Consider the following 18514-nt stretch of genomic DNA (forward strand, 5'->3'; position numbering starts at 1 on the left):
AACGGCAGCGATATTCTCCGGCATTCATCGGTTATATAGAAGACTGTGCTGGAAAGACTTATTGCCTATTCAAAGCACAAAGACGAAAGATCGATCCTGCGATGTCTCTTCCAAAAGAAAACCTTGTTATAGTCCAATACGCGGGCGATTTTCGTGAGGCGGCATTGCGGCTTTCCGAGGGTGGGGCAGAAACCTACCGGGCACAGCGCCACACGGTCGACTATGTGCAGTCTCTCGCGAGCCGCTATCATGTGACCACGATTACCGGCTTTACCGCCGAGCCTTATGACAGCGTTCTTCCAAGCGGCGCGCGTGCCATCGGTGCCGGGTTCACAGACCGCTTCCACGCCCCGACAATTCTCGATCTCGTTCGAAAAACCAATCCCGATCGCCTGATCCTGCGTCTGCCCAACCCGATCCTGCTGAGATGGGCAGCCCGCAAAGGGATACCGACGCTCGCACTTCTTGCCGACTCGTTTCCTGCCAAAACCCTCAAAGAGCGCTTCAAGCGCCGTGTTATCGCGCACTATCTCAAGTCTCCCAACGTTACGCTTGTGGCGAATCATGGAAGAAGGGCTACGCGCCAGCTGGTCGATATCGGCGTGCCTGCAAATAAGGTCGTCGCATGGGATTTTCCGGCACAGGATACGCCATACGACAGAGAGGCGAAGCTTTCGGCTCAAGGCCGCGAAATCCTGTATGCCGGTCTCCTGAGTGCACCGAAGGGCGTCGACGACCTTTTGCATGCCGCTGCCAGCCTGAAGCGGGATGGCAAACCGATCACGGTCGATCTTTATGGCAAAGGGGAAACCGACAGGCTGACCCAACTGGCGAAGACGCTCGGGATAGGAACTGAGGTAACCTTCAAGGGGCTTGTCGCCAACAGCGAGATGGTTCCGGCCATGTCCGCCGCAGATATCGTCGTCGTGCCCAGCCGCCACGATTATTCGGAAGGGCTGCCGCTGACGATTTATGAAGCGCTTTGTTCCAGAACTCCGCTGGTGGCTTCCGACCATCCGATGTTTCTGGAGAATATCGAGGACGGTTTCAGCTGCGTCATGTTTCCCAGCGGAAACGCGAGTGCGCTCGCGACAAAGATCGACGGGTTGCTGACCGATGCCGCTCTCTACTCGAGGCTCTCTGCCAACGCACCGGAGGCATGGGAAAAGATCCAGATTTTGCTAAAATGGGCGGACGTTATCGAAGGCTGGCTGGCCAGCCGTTAGACGAACTGGTGCATAGCAAACGCCAGGACCGAAAGAGCGATCAGCAGAATCGTGAACATGCCCTGGCGGCGAACAGGATAACCGCACATTTTCCATAGGATGATGTAATCCGCATAACTGCGCAGACCATAGGCAATGGCTGCACCGAGCGTGCCGTAGTGGTATGTCAGCAGCACCAGCGCCACCAGGTAGAAGGGCATTTCGAGAAGATGCACTTTCAGGATCGTGGTGGAGCGCCCCCAGGCTTGCAGAGCGGTGTAGGGAAGTATGCCGAGGCAATTGGCCCAAAGCCCGACTGCATAGATTTTTGCGACCGCGCTGACTTCGACATAGATGGGGTCCCTGAGCCAGAGATAGTAAACCAGATCGCTTGCGACGATCGCCGCGCCGCAAATGCCAAACCATATCCAGATGATCTTGCTCTTGGAGGAAAACAGCGCCTCCCTGTGGTCATCGGCCGTTCCGGTCGAGAGTTTCGGAAAGATCGATCTGGACATCGCCATCGGCAATATCCCCAACCGGCCGATCGAATTTACCGCGATACTGTAGGCGGCGACATCCGAGGCACCGGCGAAACGGGCAATGATGACCTGATCGATACGGGTAAAAATAGGATCTAGGATGTTCACCGCTGCGATCGAAGATCCGAATTTCAGCAGTGAAATCATCGTGGACTTCGACACGGAGAAAAGCGCCGCCAGATCGAACAGGCGCCCAACCACGATGCAGTAAAGCGTCAGGAGAACCAGGCGGCACAGAATAACGGCGATGATCAGATCGGGCAGATGATCGGAGACATAATAGGCCGTGAACAGCGGCACGAGCTGATAGAGTATCGACCCGACCAGTTGCAGGCTGTTTGCCATCTTGAAACGCTCCTCGCCATCGAGAGCACCGTTCAAGGTGGACGTGATCATCAGCACCGGAATGCCGAGCATCATCCAGGGGAGCGCAGTTGCGACTTCCACGACCATCGGGCTTGAGCTGTAACGGGCGTAAAGGAAAAACGCTCCTCCCCCGACAATCGCGATCAAGGCCCCCCAGCCCGTATTCAACGCAGCGGCCGACCAGATGATATCTGCCTTTGCCTGCCTGCCTTCGGCGCGGCTGATGGCCGTAGTCACCGATCTCGAAATACCGAAATCGAGAATGCCGAAATATCCGAAAACGATCCAGACAAGTGACAAGGCCCCGTATTTCTCGGCGCCGATGGCGTGGAGATAAAGCGGGACAGTAATAAGAATGATCAATATCGGGAGAGCAGACCCGAGAAGATTGACTGCAATATGCCTGATATTAAACACGCACGCCCCACGATTCAGTTAGTGAACCGACGCGGCATTGGCACCGCGCCGGAAAAGGCCCGGATCAGCCTTCGAGAACTTTCTCTCTCAGATACTTTCCATAGGCGCTCTTGCCGTAGGCTTCGGCGAGTTTTGTGAGGCCAACCCCGTCAATGAAGCCCATTCTGTACGCGATTTCCTCTGGGCAGCAGATCTTGAAGCCCTGGCGGCGCTCGAGCGTCGCGACGAATTCGGAGGCTTCCAGCAGGCTGTCCGGGGTTCCGGTATCGAGCCAGGCATAACCGCGGCCCATCTGTTCGACATTGAGCGCGCCGCGTTCGAGATAGGCGCGGTTGACGTCGGTGATCTCGAGTTCGCCCCGTGGCGACGGCTTCAAGTTGGCAGCGATCTCGACCACGTCCTTGTCGTAGAAATAAAGACCGGTCACGGCCCAGCTGGAACGCGGAGCTGCCGGCTTTTCCTCGATCGAGACGGCCCGCATCGACTTGTCGAACTCAACGACGCCATACCGTTCCGGATCGTTGACGTGATAGGCGAAGACTGTTGCGCCATCCGGCCGTTTCATCGCATTGGTCAGAAGCTCGGTAATGCCGTGGCCGTAGAAAATGTTGTCGCCGAGGATCAGGCAGGACGGGCTGTCACCGATGAAGTCGGCGCCGATGATATAGGCCTGTGCCAGACCATCCGGCGACGGCTGAACCGCATAGCTGAGCGAGATCCCCCATTGCGAACCGTCACCCAGAAGGCGCTCGAACAGAGGCATGTCGGCGGGCGTCGAGATGATCAGGATCTCACGGATCCCCGCCAGCATCAGCGTCGACAGCGGATAAAAGATCATCGGCTTGTCGTAGATCGGCATGAGCTGCTTCGAGACGACCCTGGTCATCGGGTGAAGCCGCGTGCCGCTGCCGCCGGCGAGAATAATGCCCTTCATATGTATCGCCCCTGATGCTTAAGCTCGAGCCAGTCGCTCGACGATGATGGAAGTGGACTGTCTCCAGTCGGGAAGGTTCACGCCGTGCCGCGCCTTAAGCAGGCTGCAGTCGAGCCGCGAGTTGGCAGGCCTTTTTGCCGGCGTCGGATAGGCGCTCGACGGAATGCGTCCGACACCAGCGGTCGGGCCGCCGACATCGGCTGACCTTGCGAAAATCTCGATGGCGAAATCCGCCCAGCTCGCCTCGCCTGCGCCTGTCATGTGGAAGGTCCCACGCAGAGCAGGATCGTCGCTGTCGATAAGATTGGCCGCGATGGTCAGGACCGCATCGGCGATATCGAGAGCCGAGGTCGGGTTGCCGATCTGATCGTCGACGACATTCAGGCTGTCGCGCGTCTCGGCAAGCTTGAGCATGGTTTTCAGGAAGTTCTTGCCGAAAGGGCTGTAGACCCAGGCGGTGCGCAGGATGGCATGGTTCGGCGTTGCCGCGGCAACCGCCTGTTCACCAGCAAGCTTGGAACGGCCATAGGCGCCGATCGGCGCCACGGGATCGCTTTCGATATAGGGGGCGGCCTTCGAGCCGTCGAAAACGTAATCGGTGGAGATGTGGATGACCGGTACGCCAAGTGCAGCCGCCGCTTCTGCGATCTTGCCGGCCGCCAGGCCGTTGATGACGGTGGCCGCCTCTTCATCGGTCTCGGCCTGATCGACGGCCGTATAGGCGGCGGACGAGACGATCACGTCCGGCCGCGCTTTTTCCAGTGCAGCCTCGATCGTCTCCGGTGCGGAAAGATCGAGTTCGGGGCGACCGAGTGCGATCACCTCAAAACGTCCGTCCTTGGCACCACGCTCTAGGAGTGAAAGAACGACCTGTCCTTCTCGGCCGGTGACGACCATGCGCTTGCGGGTACTCATGCCGAAACCTGCTTGCCGGCATCGAGCAGACCGAGACGGTTGCCTTCATATCCTTTGCGCAGCGGTGCCCACCACCACTCGTTTTCCAGATACCAGCGTACGGTCTTTTCGATGCCGGTGTCGAAATTCTCCTCGGCCTTCCAGCCGAGTTCGGTTTCGAGCTTCGTCGCATCGATCGCGTAGCGGGCGTCGTGGCCGGGGCGATCGGTTACATAGGTGATCAGCCGGGAATGCGAGACCTGCTGCGGACGAAGCTGATCCATCAGGTCGCAGATGCGGGTAACGACATCGAGATTGCGGCGCTCGTTGCGGCCGCCGACATTGTAGGTCTCGCCGATCCTGCCGCGCTCGGCAATGATATCGAGCGCGCGGGCGTGATCCTCGACATAAAGCCAGTCGCGAATATTGGCGCCATTGCCGTAGACCGGCAGCGGCTTGCCATCGAGCGCGTTGAGGATCATCAGCGGAATGAGTTTTTCCGGAAAATGATAGGGGCCGTAATTGTTGGAGCAGTTCGACACCACGACCGGGAAGCCATAGGTGCGCGCCCAGGCCTTTGCCAGATGATCGGATGCGGCCTTGGAAGCCGAATAGGGAGAGCTTGGATCATAGGGCGTTTCTTCGGTGAACAGCCCGTCATCACCCAGCGAGCCGTAGACCTCGTCGGTCGAGACATGCAGGAAGCGGAAGGCCTGCTTTTCGGCGGCATCGAGCGTCAGCCAGTACTGGCGGGCGCATTCGAGCATGGTGAAGGTGCCGATGACGTTGGTGTCGATAAAGTCCTTGGCGCCGGTGATCGAGCGGTCGACATGGCTCTCTGCCGCAAGATGCATGATCCGGTCGGGCCGGAAGTCTACAAGCGCCTGTTCGATCGCAGCACGATCACAGATATCCGCCTGCAGGAACCGGTAACCGGGGCGATTGCCGACCGCCTTCACCGAGGTTTCCGTGCCGGCATAGGTCAGCTTGTCGATGTTGAGAACCTCATAGCCCTTGTTAAGGACGAGATGCCTGACGACCGCCGATCCGATGAAACCTGCTCCACCTGTCACCACTACGCGCATCTGAAGAATTCTCCGTACATCATCGCGGATCATCGCCGCGGCAGGAAAGTCGAGGAAGGCAGCTGAAAAGCCGCCTTCCGGGCAAGATCAGGTATGCCTCAATAGGTGAAAACGGTGCCGAGGTCGGCCAGCGATGGCTGTTTCCTGTCCTTGTCGGAAAGCGCCGCCTTGTCCGCCTCTACCGGCCAGTCGATGCCGAGCGCCGGATCGTTCCACAACAGGCCGCGATCATGTTCGGCGCTGTAATAGTTGGTCACCTTGTAGCTGATCTCGGTATTCGGCGTGAGCGTGCAGAAACCATGGGCAAAACCGGGCGGTACCCAGAGCTGCCTGCCATTCTCGGCCGTCAGTTCGACCGCGACATGCTTTCCATAGGTCGGCGAGCCGGTTCGGATATCGACTGCGACATCAAGTAGCGCACCTGCGATGCAGCGCACCAGCTTGCCCTGAGCCATCGGACCCAGCTGGAAATGCAGTCCGCGCACCGTGCCGACCTCAGCCGAAAGCGACTGGTTGTCCTGCACGAAATCGAAGTCACCGACATCCTCGGCAAACAGCGACTGGCGGAACGTCTCCATGAAATAGCCGCGGCTGTCGCCGAACTTCTTCGGTTCGATCAAAACGACGTCAGGGATAGCAAGCTTTGCGAAATTCATATCGTCCGACAATCCTTAAATTCAAAGTGAGCTTCGGCACATCGCCGCTGCAGCGAGTGACCGACATTCCGAGTGCCAGTCCCGCCTGCCCTGATCAATGCTCGTCATTGTCAATCCGACGGATATAGTTAGCAATACCGCGGCCGAGCTTCGACCCTGCTCCAATCGACGTCGGTTCGGTGGCGATAGCTGCCAGATCGGTACGCAAAAGATCTCTCAATTCAGTTTCGTCATAGGCAACGGAAAGACCCGGCGCGCCATCTAGCTGCTGGCAGGTCGCGAGTTGGTGGTCATTGCGATGCTCGCCCAAGGATGCCCTGCGGGGAAAAAGAATGATCGGCTTGTGATACCGGCGCGCCGTCAGCACACTACCCGTCCCGGCATGAGAAACGATACGGCTGGCACTGGCGAACTTCTCGGCAAGCTCTTCAGGCAGAGCCATACGGCAAAATTCGAAATTGCGCGGGATATATTGACCGTGACCGATCTGGGCAAATATCGTTTCGGAAAGATCCGGCGCGATTGTATCCATGATCTGCACCAGGCGATCGAAGGGCAACTGCGTACCCACAGTCAGCAAGATCACAGGATACTACCCCAATAAAGAGGTCCTTTTGGACGGGACAGATGCTGCCATTGCGTGAGCCAAAGATCAGCAAACTTGCCTGCAATGCGACCGCTCATGGAAAGCTCGATCGAATTCGCGACGCTCTCCACCCATATGGTCCTGCAGCCGAACATCTTTCCGATCATTATCGCGATAAGCCCAGGTGCCGCGCCCGTCGAGATGATAAGATCCGGCCGCTCCCTGCGTATCAGCAAGAAGATATCGCGGGCACACCTGACCACAGACATGGGGGTATCCCGGTTACAATCTTCAATAATGTAACATTTCTCCAATCCGGCGTTCTCTGCCAGCCCCGGAAAGGTGTTCGCATAGATCATTTCGACTCCGGTCAGATCCTCCCGCAAGACCATCATCTCATCCCAATGGCCCCCGCCAGAGGTTATTGCGAGTACCCTAGTCAAAATTGAACGCCCCTATATTCAACTCAGTTCTTACTATAACGAACCGACAAACATTATTTGCCATCGAACTATGTCTACAGCAACGCAATTGAAACTCGCCCACGTGCTTTTTTAATTTATTATTAACGCTGATGATGTGGTTTTTCTGCCGCGAGCGTTCCGGATGCCTCTATTCCCGAGACAAGTCCGATCAGCAAACACATGAAGCAGCTTCGGAAGTTCGACCAATTCGGCATGATTCATCAAATGTGAACCCCACCTCTCGTAACCTTGCTCACTCATCCCTGGTATTGGCATGTTAATGAGGCATTGCTTGGCTACGAATAACGGGCATCCCTCAATCCGATCGGCCCTTGCCGCCACACGGCAAGCATTTGTCGGCGTTGCCATTCTGAGCGCCGTCAGCAACATCCTGATGCTGGTCAGTCCGCTGTTCATGATGCAGGTCTATGACCGAGTCCTGACAAGCCATAGCATTCCCACACTTGCAGCGCTTTCGCTTCTCGCTGCCGGCATCTATGCCGTTCTGGCAATCATCGAGATCCTGCGCTCGAAAATCCTGCTGCAGATAGGACGCCGCCTCGACGAGCAGTTGAACATGCCGTCGATCATGGCGACGCTTGCCGTGCCTGTCGCCGGCCAGGAAGGCGCTCAATCTGCGCCGCTTCGTGATCTAGACCAGATCCGGCAGTTCATGAGCGGCCCCGGCCCGATCGCGATCGCCGATCTGCCATGGATGCCTATATTCGTCTTCCTGCTTTACCTCTTCCATCCGCTATTCGGCCTTGCCGTCATCGGCGGTGCAATCGTCCTGTTAAGCCTGACGCTTTGCAGCGAGTTGCTGCTGAGAAAACCAAGCAGGCAAGCGGCGCAGCGGTTGGCCAGTCGCTGGGAGCTTTCCGAAGCGGGCCGCCGTAACGCAGACAGTCTGCGCGCAATGGGCATGAAAACCGGATTTGCGAAGCGCATCGAAACGGCCCATGAGCAATATTCAGCGGAAAACCTTCGCAGCAGCAATCTGACTGCAACCTTCACCGCCATCGCGAAAATCTTCCGGCTCGCGCTTCAATCAGGCATGTTGGCGCTCGGTGCGCTCCTGGTCATCGACCAACTCGCCTCAGCCGGCGCGATCATCGCTGCATCCGTCTTGACTTCCAAGGCGCTTGCCCCGATCGAAATGGCGACCGGACAATGGCGCAATTTCATCTCGGCTCGCCAGTCCGCTCGACGTCTGCAGGACACTTTCGACCGGATCAGGCCGGAAGCCGCGGAAATGCAATTGCCCGTGCCAAGCCGCTCGCTTTCGGTGGCAGGCCTTGCCGTCTCGGCACCGGGCGACGGAAAAACGCTTGTCCAGAATGTCTCCATCAGCCTGTTTTCCGGTCAGGGCGTCGGAATAATCGGGCCGAGCGGCAGTGGAAAGTCCAGCCTCGGCCGTGCGCTGACCGGCGCCTGGCCTGCCCATAAAGGCACGATCCGGCTGGATGGCGCCGAACTCACGCAGTGGGATAGCGACAGGCTCGGACCTTCGATCGGATATCTGGCGCAGAATGTAGAGCTTTTCGCCGGCACAGTCGCCGACAATATCGGGCGATTTTCGTCCTCGGCGACGTCGGAAAAAATCATGGAGGCTGCCAAGCTCGCCAATGTCCACGAGCTGATCCTGTCGCTGCCGAACGGCTACGATACGCAGGTCGGCACCGGCGGCAGCACGCTTTCGGGCGGACAGCGCCAGCGCATAGGGTTGGCGCGCGCGCTCTATGGCAATCCATTCCTCATTGTGCTCGACGAACCGAATTCCAACCTAGACGCTGAAGGCGAGGAAGCGCTGACATCCGCAGTGATGGCTGCGCGGCAGAAAGGGGCGATCGTCGTCGTGATCGCCCACCGCGCCAACATGCTGAAGGTCGTCGACCATGTGCTTGTGGTCAACAACGGCACCATGACTGCATTCGGGCCGCGCGACGAGGTTCTGGGCAAGCTAAAGACCAGGCCAGACGAGAGCCGGAGGATCGCATAATGGGAGCGATATCGGAGAGCCCGGCCAACAGGGCTATCAGACGATATATGCTGCTCGCCGGGGTGACGCTTGGCGGCCTGGTGGTTGGCGCGGGCGGATGGGCCGCGACAATGAACATCAGCGCCGCGGTGATCGGCAGCGGTGTCATCGGCGTCGAAGGCAACACGAAGAAAATCCAGCATGGTCAGGGTGGCGTCGTTCGCGAGATACGCGTTAGCAACGGCACACTGGTTCGCGCCGGCGACATACTTTTGCGCCTGGACGGCGTGGAGGCCTCCACCACTCTGGCTGCGACGATCAAGGAAATCGATCAGCTGGACGCACGACGCCTGCGGTTGATTGCCGAGCGCGACGGCGTCGAAGAACTTATCGACCCGATACAACAGATAGCGCGACTAGAAGACGGGCAGTTCATCGAAGGCTTGAAATCCGAGACCTCGCTGTTCAAGGCGCGACGCGAACAAATCGATAGCAAGACGGCGCAGCTGAAAGAGCAGATCGCCCAGATAGAACAGCAGCGGGATGGCACACGCCAACGGCTTATTTCCAATGCGGAAGAAGCTTCGTGGAGTGAGCAGCAGGCGCAGAAGATCGAAAATCTTGCCAAGGAAGGGCTGGTACAGTTCTCACGGCTGGCGGATTCCAAGCGCATGGTCGCACAACTCAGCGGCGAGCGCAGCCAGCTTCTGTCGGATGAGGCCACGGCCGGAAAACGGATCACTGAAATCGAGCTGCAGATCGCCCAGCTCGACAAAGATCGCCGAGCCGAAGTCCTTACCGATCTACTCGACACGAACGGTAAACTTGCAAAGCTGGCCGAGCAGCGGCTGGCACTCGAAGACCAGATAGAACACCTCGATATTCGCGCTCCGGTCGATGGCATCGTCCATCAGTTGGCGACACATACGATCGGCGGACTTCTCAGCCCCGGCGAAACCGCAATGAATATCGTTCCGACCCGGGACATGCTGACTGTCGACATGCGGATCAAGCCGAACGATGTCGACCAGGTTTCAATCGGACAGGCTACACGGTTGCGCTTCTCGGCGTTCAACCAAAGAACCACCTCCGAAATCGAGGGCCGGGTTGAAAGCCTGTCGCCGGATGTCAGCGTCAACGAGCAGACCGGTGAGACCTGGTATTCCGCCAGGATCGCTATCTCGCCGCAAGAACGGGCAAAGCTTGGCGAACTGGCGCTTATTCCCGGCATGCCGGTAGAAGCTTATATCAAAGCGGAGCCTCGAACCGCTCTCGCCTATCTCATCAAGCCAATCAGCGACCAGATGGAACGGGCAATGCGGGAGAACTGAATTCGTTGGTATTACTAGATGCCGTGACCTTCTGCGTTAACTGAGAATAGTCGTTTCCTCTAAGCGAATAATAATAGGCTTTCCGTCACGCCGAACCAATAGTATATCCCAATTCAAAACAATCCCTTCCACTTCTCGGCCAAACCGGGATCACCTTTATTTCGGGGCTTCAAGATATGAAGTATAAAGGGATGCTCGCAGCATCGCTTCAGGATGCCGAGGTTACTCGTGTCAGACCAGCGCCCCGCGGCGTGGTGATTGTCTCCACAGGCGGCGTGAAAGGTGGCGGCGGCATCGGTTCCGTCACACGCATGATGACCCGATGGATCGGGGACAATCGCCCGGACATTCACGTAAAACCCATTGATCCGCGTGGTGAAGGTTCGATCGCCTGGTCGCCGTTTTACATTGGCGCCGGACTTGCCAAAATCCTTGCGCTCAGACTTTCGGGCAGAGCCGACATACTTCATCTCCAGGTCTCGGAACGGATGAGTTTTCCTCGCAAGGGAATCTTCCAGATATTCGGCCGGCTGATCGGCATGCGGGTTGTGCTTCACCATCACGGCGCGGAACTGGTGCCGTTTTATCGTGAGGCCTCGCCACGGATGAAATCCCTCGTTCGCCGAATGGTTCATGGGGCCGATATCAACATCGTGCTCGGAGAGGTCTGGCGCAAACTGCTGATAGACGAGATGGATCTCGACCCTAAAAAGGTGACCGTGCGTTTCAACGCGGCGGAGAATGTCGGGGCCGGAGCGGATGCTGTCGACCCATGGCATTTTCTGATCGTTGCAAACCTCTCCCCCCGCAAGGGCGTGGGCGAGTTGCTTCAGGCTGTGGCACGACTGAAGGCCGACGGCCATCCGATCCGCCTCACTCTTGCCGGCGGCGGGCAGATCGACCGTTATAAGGCAGAGGCAGAGGAACTTGGCATTACCGGGTGTGTCGACTTCACCGGCTGGGTGTCCGGCAAGGATGTGCACGGCCTTTTACGCTCTCGCAGCGCGCTCGTGCTGCCGAGCTATCAGGAAGGTTTTCCGATGGCGATCATCGAATCCCTTAGTGCCGGCCTTCCGGTGATCGCGACGCCCGTCGGCTCGATCGGCGAAATGATGAAGAACGGTGACGACTGCCTGCTCGTTCAACCCGGCGATGTCGACGGGCTGACTGCCGCACTGTTGACGATGGCGACCGACGTGGCCTTGCGCGACCGCTTGAAGGAAAATGGAAAGGCGCTCTATGCCCAGCATTTCGACATCGACGGCTACATGCAGCGCATGATCGCGCTTTACGGAAAGCTGCTGGTGGCCTGAAAACCACCGATCAAATCAGGACTTTTTCACTATGGCTTTTCACATTGTCCTCAACCGCCCCATGGACCTCGCCGCGATTGCGAAAAGTGCTGAAGAAGGCTTGAACCCCGGCAATTCCATGGCGGAGCTTCAGCGTGAACTTGGTGCACGTGTCCATGACGGCTCGGACGTCAGGCCGGACTGGCTCGACAAAAGCATCGGTAAACTGACACGCATGTCTCCGCTCTGGTGGGCGATCGCGCGCAAACTGCGCCGCGAAGTGCGCCCCGGTGACGCAATATTCTGCACCGGTGAAGATGTCGGCCTTCCCGTTGCAGCACTTTGCGGCGGCGCGGCCGATGTGCATGTGACGATCATGAACCATTCGGTCGACAGCAGAAAAAAGCAGCTTGCGCTCACGCTTTTGAGGGCTCGCAACAGGGTTTCGGTGTTTTTCGCCGTCTCCAAACACCAGGTCTCGTTTCTCCGCCGCTATCTACAACTGGGCGAGGACCGGGTTAAATTCGTCTGGGACCAGACAGATACTCAATTCTTTACCCCCGGTCCGGTTTCGCCCGACAAGGCGCGCCCTCTGGTGATGAGCGTCGGCCTGGAAAGACGCGATTACAGCACACTCGCCGCTGCCACCGCCGACCTCGATATCGATGTCAAGATCAGCGGCTATTCGGCCGATACGCGCGTGCTTTCTCGCGCCTTTCCGGCGACGCTGCCGGAGAACATGACACGCAAATTCTATTCCTGGCCGGAGCTACGCCAGCTTTATCGCGATGCCGATGTCGTGGTGGTCAGCCTCTTCCCGAATACCTATGCTGCAGGGGTACAGGGGTTCATGGAGGCCCTGTCTTCCGGACGTCCCGTCGTCGTTACCGGAACAGAGGGGCTGAAGGGCTATCTGGAGGATGGGGGGCCAGTCCGTCTCGTCGCGCCGGGTGATGCCATCGCAATGAAGAAAGCGATCACCGGTCTGATAGCAGAGGCAGCAAACGCCCCTTCCATGTCCGACCAGGCGATAAGTCTGGCACAGGAACGCCATAGCTGTGAGGGCTATGTTTCGACGATAGCCTCGACACTACGTGCGCTCACGGTTGGCGCGGAGAAACGCTAAAACACGTCGTGATTTTTCAAATTCGCGTGCCGTGCGTTAGTTCTTTGCCTGCACATGTCTTTATCCCGAAACCGGTGACCGCCTTCAGGAGACATGCTGTTGGATCCGTGTCGGCAGGCGATCCACTTATTTCGCGGGAACGAACGGCAGGCCAAAAAGGGCGCGCATCAGCGTGATTAGCCGCTTGGTCTGTTTTCTACGCAAAGAACGAACGACATTACGACCGATATCGAAGACCACAAAGGGAAGCGAAACCCAGGAATATCGCGCGCAGAACCGAAGCTGGTTACGGATCATGTAATATTCGGACAAAGGCGATGATTGCCCTTCGGTGTCGTGCGTGCCTATCGATGCGCCGACCTTGTGATAAACCACGGACCGAGGTGCATACCCCAACCGGAACCGCCCTTTCGCACGCGTCGCCCACTCGATCTCCTCCCAATAGAGGAAATAGTCTTCCTTCATCAGACCGACCTTCTCGAGAAAAGCCCTGCTGACGAACATTGAAGCGCCGTTCACATAGGTCATTTCCGCCTCTACGGCTGTGGCATCGATCGGATCGTCGCGTTTGGCGAAAGCACCGAGTGCAAAGGCCCAGCCGCGCAATGGCCTGAATTTGGATCCGCCCCATGTCTGGATGTATCGCGCTGTCCTGCATAAACGAGCGTCGATCCGCAGATACCGATCTCGGGGTCAGCCTGCATCCGCTTGCACAACCAGGTCAGAGCGTCGGGTTCGACTTCGGTGTCATTGTTGATAACCCAGAAATAATCGCAGCCGTCCTTCAATGCGCGGCGCATGCCGACATTGTTGCCGAAAGCGTATCCACCGTTTCGCCCGGTCTGCAGGAGCGTCAAACTGTTTTTGCCGCCGACTTCGGGGATGCTGCCGGTATCGCCGCTGGACGGCAGGTCGAACAGATCACGCAGCTCAAAGGCCGTTCTGCCAGATGCTTCGCGAAGCATGTTCAAGCGATCTAGGGACAGACCAATCCAAGCCCGTATCTGGCGCACTGAATTGTCCGAGGATGCATTATCACATACGTAGATGTGCAAATTCTCGTTCTCAAGTCCGATCAGGCTCTCGATGCAAGCATTCGTATCGGACCAACCATTCCAGTTCAAAACGACGACAGCAAGTTTTGTCATAAGATATCCATTGAGCTATCCCCCAGTATTACCATGAGAGAATAAATTGTCGCGAAATAAGTCCCGTGATTGTTAATTCCGAGCGGCATCAATGGATGCGATAAACGTGGATAGGTTTTCCAAAAGACGCTAAAACGCGCCTGCACGGGCAATTAAACCTTATAGGCGGTGTCTATCACAGCCTTCTTATGCTTATATGCCTTGCCGAAAGCCGCCAAATACCATCATCATGAGCCGAAACGAGAACTTGCGATTTCCTTTCCCGGTTGCGCCAAGCGTTATTTTATAGACAAGTAATTCAACACAGAACGGAATTCTGCCATGCTCATATCGGTGCAATATGCTCGCGCAGTAGCCGCTCTACTTGTGGTTACCGGGCATGTTTCCGGTTTTTCGGCATTTCAGGCTGCTTCCACGACCCATTTCGGCGGCGTTGGTGTCGATATATTCTTTGTCATCAGCGGCTTCATCATGTGGGAGACATCGAAGGATCAATCCCCTGCTGATTTCCTCCGTCGACGCATAGCAAGGATCGTTCCGCCCTACTGGTTCTATACGACACTGCTGGTGCTCCTGGCACTTGCTGTTCCGGCATTCACGCCGAATATAGAACTGAGCACAAAGGCATTGCTCGGCAGCTATTTCTTCATTCCGTATACGGATCATCGTGGCTTGATGAACCCGATCCTGCTGCAGGGATGGACGCTCAATCTTGAAATGTATTTCTACATTGCTTTCGCATTCAGCCTATTCCTTGCAGATCGCCGGGCACGCTTTCTCGCCGTTTCGGCCTTCTTCGTGATTGCAATCCTGATCGGTCTTTTTGCCGACAGTTCCTGGGCAGCCGTCAGCCGCTTTACCAGCACAATTCTTCTCGAATTCGTCATGGGAATGGCAGTTTCAGCGATATGGCAGCGCTGGAAGCTCAGCTTTTCGGCTGCATTGGCAATATTGCTGCTCAGCGTAGCAGCTCTTCTCTACGCAGAGATCAGGCTGCAGAATTCAGGCATCAACTTCATCGTCTTCGGTATTCCCGCCGCATTTTTCCTGCTGGGATTGCTGAACATGGAAACGTTCCTGGCAAAAAGGCCCCTACCCTGGCTGGTCGCAACAGGCGATGCATCATATTCGCTTTATCTGGCGCACCCATTCATACTGAGCGCAGTTCACATCATCTTTCAGCGTTGGCTGCAAAACTATCTGGGATCGGATAGCATGGTCTTGGCCATAACCTTCGCCCTGACCGCAATAATCACTTCTGTAATCATCAGCTATCTTTCCTATAGGTTGCTGGAAAAGCCTGCGGGGCAATTTGTACTCAAGCAACTTTCCGGAGGCCGGAACATCGAGCGGAAGCGCAAAATGGCTACGGTTTGAGGCGATTATTCAAGCGGTTCGCCTGTTTGGATTGGCTGCAATATTAAATTGATACACTCACCCAAACGCAACCAACAATCGCGCATATACAAAAGAGCTAGACAGTATATATTTACCATCTCCGTGCATCTCCTGAGATAAAACCGCGCAAATACCCGAATAAAGACCAGATAGATAAAATTCTAAATTTTATTTTTGCCTGAAAGTGAAAGCGGATCCGTAAAACATCCCCATATTTTAAAGGGGTATCGACGATGGATCTTGGCATTAATCTTTGGGGAGCAGACTGGGTCTTCGATGGCACCTACATGGTACCAACCACATCGCAGATCGACTATTTCGCCTCCAAAGGTTTCACAAACATCCGACTGCCCTTCAATTGGGAGACGATGCAGAGTTCGCTTGGTGGCCCCCTCAACGCCGATCTTCTCAAGAGCATCCACGAGGTCGTCGACTATGCGGCCTCGCAAGGCATCAGTGTCATCCTTGACGTTCACAATTACGGAAAATACAACGACGAGCTGATTGGCAGCCCGGAGGTCCCGGTCTCGTCATTCGTCGACCTGTGGAGCAAGATCGCCAGCGAATTTGCGGATGACAGCAACGTTCGCTTCGGGTTGATGAACGAACCGCAGCAGGAGAATGCCAGCGACTGGCTTTCCATCAGCAATGCTGCGATCGCTGCCATTCGCGAGACCGGCGCCACCCAGCAAGTGCTGGTGCCGGGCATCGGCTGGACCGGGGCGTGGAGCTGGATGAGCGGCGACAATGCCAAGATTATCGGCGCCGAGGGCGCCATCGTCGATCCCGCCAACAACTACGCAATCGAGGTCCACCAGTATCTCGACGATACTTCCGGCCAGCATGAGTGGGTGGTTTCGGCGGATATCGGCGTGGAACGACTGACGGCCATTACCGAATGGGCACGCGCAAACGGTGTTTCGCTTTATCTGGGCGAATTCGGGGTGGCGGACAATCCGCAGGCGCTCGAAGCACTCGACAAGATGATGGCTTATCTGCAGGCCAATGACGACGTCTGGACCTCCGCATCCTACTGGGTCGCGGGAACGGCCAACCCGACATATATCTACACCGTACAGCCTGACCTCGGCGTTCTGGACGTGCCTCAAATGGACGTACTGGAGAAATATACCGGTGCGGTCGTTGCAGAGACGGTCCTCAAGGACGGCACCGTCCGTCACGATGTCTACGCCCAGGACGGCAAAACAGTCACGCTCAGCGACCTCCTCACCAAGGACGGCGAGCTTTTGTCTCGCAGCATTTTCGATGCCGATGGCAACCTGAGCTCAAAGGCTGTCATTGCGGCCGATGGAGGCATAACGGTCACCGTTTACGGCGAGGCTGGCAAGGCCTACCCGGCGACCGAAACGGTCTACAATTCCGATCACGAACGCATTCAGGACAGCGTCACCGATGCGGCCGGCATCACGATCGAGAAGCACTATGAGCCCGGCGCCCATGAAGCCTATCAGGAGACCAGCTATCACGCGGATGGCAGCCTGAATTATGTAACCGAGCATATCGACGGACAGCATATCAGCGAGACCTACGAAAATGGCGTTCTGGCCAAGATCGAGGTCTATAACAGCTCATGGGCGCTCGTCAGCCGCGACAGTTTCGATGCCTCCGGAAACCTGACCGGGCGGCAGGTCGACAATGCAGACGGCAGTCACGACCTTTCAACCTTCAACACCAAGACCGGCATTATCCAATCCGTGACCGAATATGCGGCGAACTGGACGGTTTCGGGTACGACAAGCTACGATTCCAAGGGATATCCAACGCGCCAGGTTTCCTACGAGGCCGATGGCGGCCGCACGATTACCTCCTACAAGAGCGGAAGCGATGCGCTGTCGCAGTCGCAACATCTAACGGCAGAAGGAAAGCTCGCCTCGCTTACCACCTATAACGAGGCCGGGCAGACGACGAGCACATATGCGCCACCGGGTTCCGCGCTCGTGGATTCCACCATCATCATCGAAAATGGCGTGGTGGTCTCATCGGTCCAATATGCCTATGACGCCAAGGGGCTCATCACCACAGTCGAACATGTCGAAGCAGACGGCAGCCGCATGATCGAAACCTATGACGACACGCACCAGGCCAACCCCGTTTCCACCACCGCTTACGACGCATCCTGGAAGCTAATCAGCGTCACCTATTTCGACGATAATGGTCAGGTGAGCATCATCAATGCTGCCGGAGACAATGGCGTCAATACGCTAACGAGTTTCGTTCCCGGCACCAGTGCCGTTTCGCAGGTCGAGGTCTATATCGACTGGAAACTGCAGTCCCGCACCAACTACGACGAGAACGGTTCGATTTCGAAAATCCAGACGGATCATAGCCAAGGCACGCATGAGGTTCAGACCTTCACGCCCGAACAGCAGGATCATCCGACATCCACGACCCTCTATGATGCCTCATGGAAGCTCGTCAGCGTCAGCTACTTCGATGACCTCGGCCGGACGACGGTTGTGAACGTCGCTGGCGAGAACGGCCTTAACACCCTCACGAGTTTCGTTCCAGGTACAGACGACATCAGACAGGTCGAGGTCTATGTCGACTGGAAGCTGCAGTCCCGCACCGATTATGACGCGGATGGCAAGATTTCGAAGATCCAAACGGATAACGATGACGGAACACACGAGGTTCAGGTCTTCACAGCCGAGCAGCAGGATCACCCGTCATCGACCAGCCTCTATGATGCATCCTGGAAGCTCGTCGCGTACACCACGTTCGACAGTCATTCCAATGACGGTTCCGGTTCGATGAGCTTCCTCGTGGCCGGCGACAGCGTCGATGCCACCTATTTCGAAAGCGCAGCGCCGGGCGGCGAAACCGCCCCCCACATGTATGCCTTTGCATTCGACGATCAGGCAGGAACGAATTTCAGCGACGAAACCTTCTCTTCCCCGGAAGCCGGTTATTCTGATGAGGCCTTTTCCACCGCTAACCATATATTCAACGCCTTCGACGACACTACTGTCGTATCCCCGCATTATGATTTAGTGTAGTCGTGATATGTGAGCCTGAAGACTGAAGAGGGTGCGGCATCCTTCCGTGTTATTTTGGCCATTGAAATATATTCA

Annotated in this window: 16 protein-coding genes; 7 read left to right on the forward strand and 9 right to left on the reverse strand. The window is 56.7% G+C overall.

The window, feature by feature from the left end; translation table 11 throughout:
• Positions 1–101: 101 nt before the first annotated feature.
• Positions 102–1226: a glycosyltransferase family 4 protein gene (locus HNQ72_RS08495; RefSeq protein ID WP_183991600.1), complete on the forward strand. Its 1125-nt coding sequence runs from the start codon at positions 102–104 to the stop codon at positions 1224–1226.
• Here the strand turns inward: HNQ72_RS08495 and HNQ72_RS08500 are convergent.
• The 7 genes from HNQ72_RS08500 to HNQ72_RS08530 all read right to left on the reverse strand — a co-directional run bounded on the left by HNQ72_RS08500 (position 1223) and on the right by HNQ72_RS08530 (position 7044).
• Positions 1223–2530, reverse strand: a complete 1308-nt coding sequence (locus HNQ72_RS08500) for an oligosaccharide flippase family protein (RefSeq protein ID WP_183991602.1) — start codon at positions 2528–2530, stop codon at positions 1223–1225. The two genes, HNQ72_RS08495 and HNQ72_RS08500, sit on opposite strands and share 4 nt — an antisense overlap.
• Positions 2531–2594: 64 nt before the next feature.
• Positions 2595–3464, reverse strand: coding sequence for a glucose-1-phosphate thymidylyltransferase RfbA (gene rfbA / locus HNQ72_RS08505; protein ID WP_183991605.1), 870 nt, complete (start codon positions 3462–3464; stop codon positions 2595–2597).
• 18 nt (positions 3465–3482) lie between these two features.
• Positions 3483–4379, reverse strand: a complete 897-nt coding sequence (gene rfbD / locus HNQ72_RS08510) for a dTDP-4-dehydrorhamnose reductase (RefSeq protein ID WP_183991607.1) — start codon at positions 4377–4379, stop codon at positions 3483–3485.
• Positions 4376–5443, reverse strand: a complete 1068-nt coding sequence (gene rfbB, locus HNQ72_RS08515) for a dTDP-glucose 4,6-dehydratase (protein ID WP_183991609.1) — start codon at positions 5441–5443, stop codon at positions 4376–4378. The genes rfbD and rfbB overlap by 4 nt, the downstream gene beginning before the upstream one ends.
• Positions 5444–5541: 98 nt before the next feature.
• Positions 5542–6099: a dTDP-4-dehydrorhamnose 3,5-epimerase gene (rfbC, locus tag HNQ72_RS08520; RefSeq protein ID WP_183991611.1), complete on the reverse strand. Its 558-nt coding sequence runs from the start codon at positions 6097–6099 to the stop codon at positions 5542–5544.
• A 94-nt stretch (positions 6100–6193) separates the two neighbouring features.
• On the reverse strand, positions 6194–6685 hold the full coding sequence (locus tag HNQ72_RS08525; RefSeq protein WP_183991613.1) for a glycosyltransferase: 492 nt from the start codon (positions 6683–6685) through the stop codon (positions 6194–6196).
• Positions 6682–7044, reverse strand: a complete 363-nt coding sequence (locus tag HNQ72_RS08530; protein WP_244654247.1) for a UDP-N-acetylglucosamine transferase subunit ALG14 — start codon at positions 7042–7044, stop codon at positions 6682–6684. Before HNQ72_RS08530 ends, HNQ72_RS08525 begins: the two co-directional genes overlap by 4 nt.
• Positions 7045–7441: 397 nt before the next feature.
• Here HNQ72_RS08530 and HNQ72_RS08535 point away from each other — a divergent pair, with 397 nt between their 5' ends.
• From HNQ72_RS08535 to HNQ72_RS08550, 4 genes are all read left to right on the forward strand, one after another.
• Positions 7442–9148, forward strand: coding sequence for a type I secretion system permease/ATPase (locus tag HNQ72_RS08535; RefSeq protein WP_244654246.1), 1707 nt, complete (start codon positions 7442–7444; stop codon positions 9146–9148).
• Positions 9148–10458 carry an HlyD family type I secretion periplasmic adaptor subunit gene (locus tag HNQ72_RS08540; protein WP_183991617.1) on the forward strand — a complete coding sequence of 437 codons (1311 nt, stop codon included), beginning with the start codon at positions 9148–9150 and terminating at the stop codon, positions 10456–10458. Before HNQ72_RS08535 ends, HNQ72_RS08540 begins: the two co-directional genes overlap by 1 nt.
• Before the next feature lie 176 nt (positions 10459–10634).
• Entirely contained in the window at positions 10635–11771 is a 1137-nt protein-coding gene (locus tag HNQ72_RS08545) for a glycosyltransferase family 4 protein (protein WP_183991619.1), read from the forward strand.
• Positions 11772–11802: 31 nt separating this feature from the next.
• Entirely contained in the window at positions 11803–12876 is a 1074-nt protein-coding gene (locus HNQ72_RS08550) for a glycosyltransferase family 4 protein (protein WP_210319546.1), read from the forward strand.
• 126 nt (positions 12877–13002) lie between these two features.
• Here HNQ72_RS08550 and HNQ72_RS08555 read toward each other — a convergent pair whose 3' ends face one another.
• On the reverse strand, positions 13003–13404 hold the full coding sequence (locus tag HNQ72_RS08555) for a glycosyltransferase family 2 protein (protein WP_183991621.1): 402 nt from the start codon (positions 13402–13404) through the stop codon (positions 13003–13005).
• An 8-nt stretch (positions 13405–13412) separates the two neighbouring features.
• Positions 13413–14024 (reverse strand): glycosyltransferase, encoded by a 612-nt coding sequence (locus tag HNQ72_RS08560; RefSeq protein WP_183991623.1) that lies wholly within the window; start codon positions 14022–14024, stop codon positions 13413–13415.
• Positions 14025–14345: 321 nt separating this feature from the next.
• On the opposite strand from HNQ72_RS08560, the gene HNQ72_RS08565 reads away from it, so the two are divergent.
• Together HNQ72_RS08565 and HNQ72_RS08570 are read left to right on the forward strand one after the other, a co-directional pair.
• Complete coding sequence (locus tag HNQ72_RS08565) at positions 14346–15401, forward strand: acyltransferase family protein (protein WP_183991625.1); 1056 nt, start codon at positions 14346–14348, stop codon at positions 15399–15401.
• Between the two features lie 254 nt (positions 15402–15655).
• Positions 15656–18439 (forward strand): glycoside hydrolase family 5 protein, encoded by a 2784-nt coding sequence (locus tag HNQ72_RS08570; protein ID WP_183991627.1) that lies wholly within the window; start codon positions 15656–15658, stop codon positions 18437–18439.
• Positions 18440–18514 lie beyond the last annotated feature (75 nt).

Source organism: Aliirhizobium wenxiniae (genome assembly GCF_014201355.1).
GTDB lineage: Bacteria > Pseudomonadota > Alphaproteobacteria > Rhizobiales > Rhizobiaceae > Neorhizobium > Neorhizobium wenxiniae.